General features: G+C 41.4%; 5 protein-coding genes, 1 pseudogene and 1 riboswitch. Of the genes and pseudogenes, 4 read left to right on the forward strand and 2 right to left on the reverse strand.

Annotated elements, in window-relative coordinates; translation table 11 throughout:
* Positions 1 to 258: 258 nt before the first annotated feature.
* Entirely contained in the window at positions 259 to 1,143 is an 885-nt protein-coding gene (locus VE944_RS27425) for an alpha/beta hydrolase family protein (RefSeq protein WP_324984738.1), read from the forward strand.
* 300 nt (positions 1,144 to 1,443) lie between these two features.
* Here VE944_RS27425 and bcp read toward each other — a convergent pair whose 3' ends face one another.
* Together bcp and VE944_RS27435 are read right to left on the reverse strand one after the other, a co-directional pair.
* Positions 1,444 to 1,923: a thioredoxin-dependent thiol peroxidase gene (gene bcp, locus VE944_RS27430; RefSeq protein ID WP_324984750.1), complete on the reverse strand. Its 480-nt coding sequence runs from the start codon at positions 1,921 to 1,923 to the stop codon at positions 1,444 to 1,446.
* A 133-nt stretch (positions 1,924 to 2,056) separates the two neighbouring features.
* A complete protein-coding gene (locus VE944_RS27435) occupies positions 2,057 to 3,904 on the reverse strand; it encodes a serine/threonine-protein kinase (RefSeq protein WP_324984741.1) in 1,848 nt (615 codons plus the stop codon).
* A 227-nt stretch (positions 3,905 to 4,131) separates the two neighbouring features.
* On the opposite strand from VE944_RS27435, the gene VE944_RS27440 reads away from it, so the two are divergent.
* From VE944_RS27440 to VE944_RS27450, 3 genes and pseudogenes are all read left to right on the forward strand, one after another.
* Positions 4,132 to 4,986 carry an FAD-binding domain-containing protein gene (locus VE944_RS27440; protein WP_324984744.1) on the forward strand — a complete coding sequence of 285 codons (855 nt, stop codon included), beginning with the start codon at positions 4,132 to 4,134 and terminating at the stop codon, positions 4,984 to 4,986.
* A gap of 18 nt (positions 4,987 to 5,004) precedes the next feature.
* Positions 5,005 to 5,463 carry a hypothetical protein gene (locus VE944_RS27445; RefSeq protein ID WP_324984748.1) on the forward strand — a complete coding sequence of 153 codons (459 nt, stop codon included), beginning with the start codon at positions 5,005 to 5,007 and terminating at the stop codon, positions 5,461 to 5,463.
* A gap of 141 nt (positions 5,464 to 5,604) precedes the next feature.
* A riboswitch (adenosylcobalamin-variant (AdoCbl-variant) riboswitch) is annotated at positions 5,605 to 5,697 on the forward strand.
* Positions 5,684 to 6,244 (forward strand): annotated as a pseudogene (locus VE944_RS27450) (precorrin-3B synthase); the annotation flags it as partial. (Overlaps the previous riboswitch by 14 nt.)

The raw sequence follows: 6,244 nt of genomic DNA on the forward strand, positions 1-6,244 counted from the left end.
AAAAACTCATGAAATTGCAGGTCAAATGTTTGACAATGAGTATGACGGGAGCAATCTCAGTGATAGAGGGCATGACAGCCCGTAGTCAAACTGGTGGATACACAGTGGAACGTTTTATATTTAATTGCACCTAGCTACTTATTACAGGCAATTGTAAACATTAATTAGGGAAAAAGACCTTAGCAGGACGCTGGATGATTGAATGTTACACAACGGCCTCTAATTCCAATTGTTGAATGGTATTTCTGAAGAGTAGTTATGAGAAAGCACTATTTGATTTTTATACATGGTATGGGTGAGCGTCAGCCCGATGAAAATCCCAATTCCAGCTACGATGACCTGTGGGAGGGGTTGATCAAAAAATCGGGAAAAAGGATTGGGGAGTTTGAAGACCAGTTTGGTCGAATCTGTACAAACTGGCACGTAGATCCGCTTCAGAAGGCAGCCCATACTATCTTTAATGCATCATTTCCTCAGCTACAAAACCAACCCTTTAACCCTATGCGCGGCATCCGTGGCTTCATCAGCTTCTTGATGGGAGATGTAGTTGCCTACGTGTCTGAAGACGTAAATTTTATTCGTCGCACCGTTTGGACACAAATCTGGAAAGACCTCAAGGAACCATTAGAGCAGGGCGCAACCTACAGTATTATTGCCCATTCTCTCGGCTCGGTGATTGCTTTCGATTATCTATTCCACTTGTTTTATCCTAAAGATGAGGATGATTTTTCATTTATTCCAAAGCCTGACCCCGTTGCTAGACCTGAAGACAGCAACTTAGAGGTGATAACGATAAAGCCTGAAGAAATCAAGCTTTTGAGAAAACAATTCCGCCACTTCTTCACAATGGGGTCTCCTATCGGCTTGTTTATGATGTGTAAAGGATCGCTATGGATGGAAGGAGAGCCATTTACTAAACTCTACAATCCAGTCCGAGATCAAGGTCGGTCTTGGTATAACTTCTGGGATAGTGAAGATGCAATTGCTTATCCTTTAGCAGAACTGTTTAAACGAAATCCAGAAAACAACAATCAAATATTAGTGGACATCCCGGTTGAGACAGGATTTCTGATTTTCGATTCCCATACTGGTTATTGGGACAATTCTGATGTTGCTCAAAAAATTGCTAATGTCATTGCTTGAAGCATTGGAAATATGAGCAAGGTAAATGTGGTGTTGCCAGTATCTAGTGTCTTTTTAATAGTCACAGTCACTAGTGTACCAATTTCCGTATCTACAGTACGGATCTCATCTCGCGCAAAGTTTAATGTATGTTTCCGGTCTCGATAGTTGAAACGGGGTTCGCCAGTAAAGCTTGTCGTATCGTAAGTAATGCTGAGATTGTTGCCTTGAAACTGGTACGATTTCGGTACTGCTTCTTGGACATGAGATTGTAATATGATTCACGGAGCATTGCTGTAACTATACCTGCATTCAGTCGCGTTATGTGGCTGCTAATTCCCGTAATTTAGTTAAAACTGCCAGAGCATGACCTTTGGTTTTCACATTCGGCCAAGCATAGACAATTATTTTATCAGGTGAAATTAAAAAAGTTGAGCGAGCAACACCCATATATTCTTTGCCCATAAATTTTTTTAAGCGCCAAGCGCCGTAGGCTTCTGTCAAAATATGTTCTGGGTCACTCAAGAGGGTGATTGACAAGTTATGTTTGCTGATAAATTTACAATGGGATTTACCCAAATCTGGACTCACGCCTAAGATTTTCGCTCCCAGTGCGCTGAAGTCTTGATACAACTCGGTGAAATCTTTCGCTTCGGTGGTACAACCTGGTGTATCATCTTTTGGGTAGAAGTAGAGGACAACCCACTGACTGCTGAGGTCGTCGAGAGTAACTGAATTGCCATTTTGGTCAGGGGTGGAGAAATCTGGTGCTGGTTGTCCGACTTGGGGAATGTTGCTCATGATGGGTGTGTGAGAGATTGCGATCGCTTTAGAATTGTACATATATTGAGCGATCGCATCTCATTGCTCAGTGTCTAAAATTAATTAGCAGCTTTTCAATTCACAGAAGTAGGTCTGTTACTCTAGTCTCAAGCTAATATATTCGCCAAATCTTGATCATATTGTCCCCACCACCGCTAATAAAAATTTGTCCATCAAGGCTAAATACAAGTGCATTCACGCTACCAGAATGCCCATTACGAGTGCAAATATCTTCTTTGGTACTGAGATCCCAAAGTTTAATTTTTCCGTCATCACCGCCACTCACTAAATTCTTACCGTTGGGACTGAATGCTACGCTCAAAACTAGTCCTGTATGTCCTAGAAGAGTACAAATTTTCTCCCCAGTGTTAAGGTTCCATAGGTTTATTGTTTTGTCATTGCTACCACTAACTAATATTTGAGAATCTGGGCTAATGGCAATACAATTAACACACGCTGAATGTCCGGTTAAAATGCGTTTTGGCCATATCTGTATTGTTTTGTCTGCACTACCACTAGCCACAGTACGACCATCAGGGCTGATTGCCACACAAGTTACACGATCTGAATATGTAGCTAAAGTACTAATTTCTTTTCCATTATGCAAATTCCAAACTTTTACTGTTTTATCATGACTGCCACTAACCAACTTTTGTCCATCTGGGCTAATTGCTAAAGAATTGACATATTCTGAATGCCCAGTTATTGTGCGAATTGGTTGACCCGTTGTCATGCTAAACAATATAATTTCTGGGTCTTCACTATCATCACTATCACTAACTAGAGTTTGCCCATCTGGGCTAATTGCTAAAGCAAATACTTGTGTTGAATGCGGTGTAATTGTTTTAATTTCCTCAGCATTATACAGATTCCATATTTTAATTGTCTCGTTATCACCTCCACTAACCAAAGTCTGCCCATCTGGACTAATTGCTAAAGTCCGAACAACGTCAGAATGTCCAGAGTACCAACTACCAAGAGTGCGTTCTAAAAAAAATATTTGCCCATTGACTGTTGGTAATGGTTTGACTGACTCTGATTTCGTTAATTTCGTGGGATATAAAGTCTCATTAATTTCTAGCAATCTTTCCAAAATTACCTGGGTATTGGCTGGACGATCCTTTACGGATCGCATCATCAGATGATCAATAAAATCTGCCAATAAAGGAGATATCTGATTAGCCTCAATACGCCAGTTTAGATCAGCAGTATATGGATCGCCATAGGGGTCATCCATCAGATCAAGAGGATATTTTCCTGTCAGCAAATGGACAAAAGTACGACCCAAAGCAAAGAAATCTGATTGCGGAACAGCATGACCATTGATTTGCTCTAATGGAGCATAGCCATCAGAAACAAATTTTGTAATTTGACCTGCTGCTTGTTTTTTCTCATAGGTTCCGGTAATTTCCCGCGCTATACCAAAGTCGATTAATACCAACTGTCCATCAGCAGTTAGCATAATGTTTGAAGGCTTTATATCCCGATGGAAAAACTGCTGCTGATGTACTTCATGCAAAATATTCGCCAACTGTGTTAACCAAAGGACTGCTTGCTTTTCACTGATGGGACGATTACCACGTTTTTCTAACCATTCGTATAAATTTTCTCCATCAATTTTCTCCATTACCAAACAGTGGACTGGCTCTTGGCTATTTTGAGGAAAAAACTTAAAATATTCCTCACCATTAGGAATTCCTGGATGATTTAGTCGCTTTAAAACTTCAGCTTCTTGCTGAAAAAGTAATACTGCTTTAGCTTGATTTAGTATAAGAACCTTCAAAATTTTTAGCTTGCCACTGTCGCTTACCTCAAATGTTCTAGCAAAGCCACCTTTGCCTATAGGTCGTGTTATTCGATAACATCCTTCTAGTAGTAATTCAGAACCACAGCTTTGACAGCGCAGTAGATTATCAGGGTTGTCAGTATTTTGGCAGTTAGGATTGATGCACAGGCTCATCGTCTCGAAAAGTGACAGATTTATCTCATATCTTAGCTTTACTTACTGTTAAGCTGGAGAAATCGGTATCAAAGTGATGCCTGTGGCGGACTATGCCTACGCACCCATTTATATTTGCTTATAAAAAAGTTCTCTCATAAGGTTGAGAGCGATCGCTTATATTTATCCGCCATAATAATGACTTAACCTACAAGTCTTTTTATTTATTCTCACCCTTCAAAGTTCACATGCCTAAAGATATGCAACGCGAATTTACCAACCGCGATGAGTTGGTAGCCTACCTCCGCGAACAATTCCCAGATGCAGCACAACGCGATGACCACATCAGCGAAACCGTAGGGGGACGCAAAGCTGCACAAAAAACACTGCAACAAATAGACCCAGTAAGCTACGCGCAAACACGCAATTTTTTCACAGGTGCAGTCACGCGACTTTCGCCTTACATTCGTTATGGCGTTTTGAGTTTGCGAGAAATTCGAGATTATGTCCTTGAACGGGTACAGCAACAAAATGATGCTACAAAACTAATTAACGAGTTAGGCTGGCGCGACTACTGGCAACGGTTATATGTCAACTTAGGAGATGGAATCTGGAAAGACCAGGAAGAATACAAAACTGGTTACACTGTGGGCGAATATGCACCCGAATTGCCGCAAGATATCATACAAGGAAGCACAGGTAGAGTTTGCATCGACAGTTTTAGCCGTGATTTGAAAGAAACTGGCTATCTACATAACCACGCCCGAATGTGGCTAGCGGCTTACATTGTCCATTGGCTGCGTATTCGTTGGCAAGCAGGAGCAAAATGGTTTCTCGAACACCTTTTAGATGGAGATCCTGCTAGTAATAATATGTCATGGCAATGGGTTGCTAGCACCTTTAGTCAGAAACCGTATTTTTTCAATCGTGAGAACTTAGAACGCTACACCAAAGGCATTTACTGCCAGAAATGTCCGCTTTACGGTCATTGTGATTTTGAAGGCAGCTATGAAGAATTAGAACAGCGACTTTTTCCGAAAGGGGAATTTAGCAAACAAGGCAATAGCCAAAGTTGGCAGCGTGGAAAGAAAGGTAAAAAGTAAGGTAAAAGACCAAAAAAGATGAATAAACCAATTGTTTGGATACATGGAGATTGCCTCAGTCCGTACAACCCTGTACTACAAAAATATCCCGATGCGCCAGCTATCTGGGTTTGGGATGAGGCTTTGATAGAGGAATGGCAACTAAGTCTCAAACGCATCGCTTTTATCTACGAATGTTTGCTGGAGTTACCCGTTGTTATCCGTCGTGGCGATGTGGGACAAGAAATTTTAACTTTTGCTCAAGAACATGATGCAAATTTAGTTATCACAGCTAACAGTCCCAGTCCCCGATTTGATGATATCTGCAATAAAATGGAGGCTTCTATAGCAGTGGAAGTGCTAGAAGTAGAAGCATTTTTTGACTATGATGGCTATATTGACCTCAAGCGGTTCTCGCGCTATTGGAAAGTGGCTCAAAATTATGTTTTTCGTTCAAATATGTTCCTCTCTGACTCAAAAAAAGACAGTTTTGTGTAGTAAAAACCAGGGAGAATTCTTTTTATTAAACTAATTGGGCGGTTATTACATAAGTAAGTTGTTGAACTCACGTCTTGAGGCGCGGATAAGTTAATTCAAAATATGAAGCATTAAATATTTTGACTACGTTCTCGTGCTAAATTACTAAAGCTTGGAGTTGGGAAACTCCGGTGAAATTCCGGGACTGTGCCGCAGCTGTGATGGGATCACCCAAGTCAGAATGCCAACTCTCAAGATGTCCTCAAGACACACTCACCATCTACTCCCTGCGTTGCACGGGGAAGGAGTTACAAGTTTGCTTTCTGAATTTGCCACTTGTCCTGGCTTGTTTTATGCTACACCCGCCGCCGATGGTATATTATCTCGCATTAGAATACCAGGTGGAATTATTAGTAGTCAGCAATGCCGTGCGATCGCAGATATAGCAGAACAGCACGGTGGCGGCTATGTAGATGTGACTAATCGAGCTAATCTACAAGTCCGCGAAATTCGCACGGGGATAAATGCTGAGGTTCTGAAACATCTACAGGATATAGGATTGGGTTCTCGCAATCCTGTTGTAGACCACATCCGTAATGTTATGACCAGCCCTACTGCTGGTATCGACCCGCTAGAATTAATCGACACTCGCCCTTTTGTCCAAGATTGGGATGATTATATTGCTCGACATCCGGTGCTTTCGGGACTGTCGGCAAAATTTAGCGTTTGCTTTGATGGTGGTGGGATAATTCGGGTGTGCGATCGCTTGAATGATATCCTATTTGCTGCTGTCTTAGTTGAC

It is taken from the genome of Nostoc sp. (assembly GCF_035638895.1).
Taxonomy (GTDB): domain Bacteria; phylum Cyanobacteriota; class Cyanobacteriia; order Cyanobacteriales; family Nostocaceae; genus Nostoc.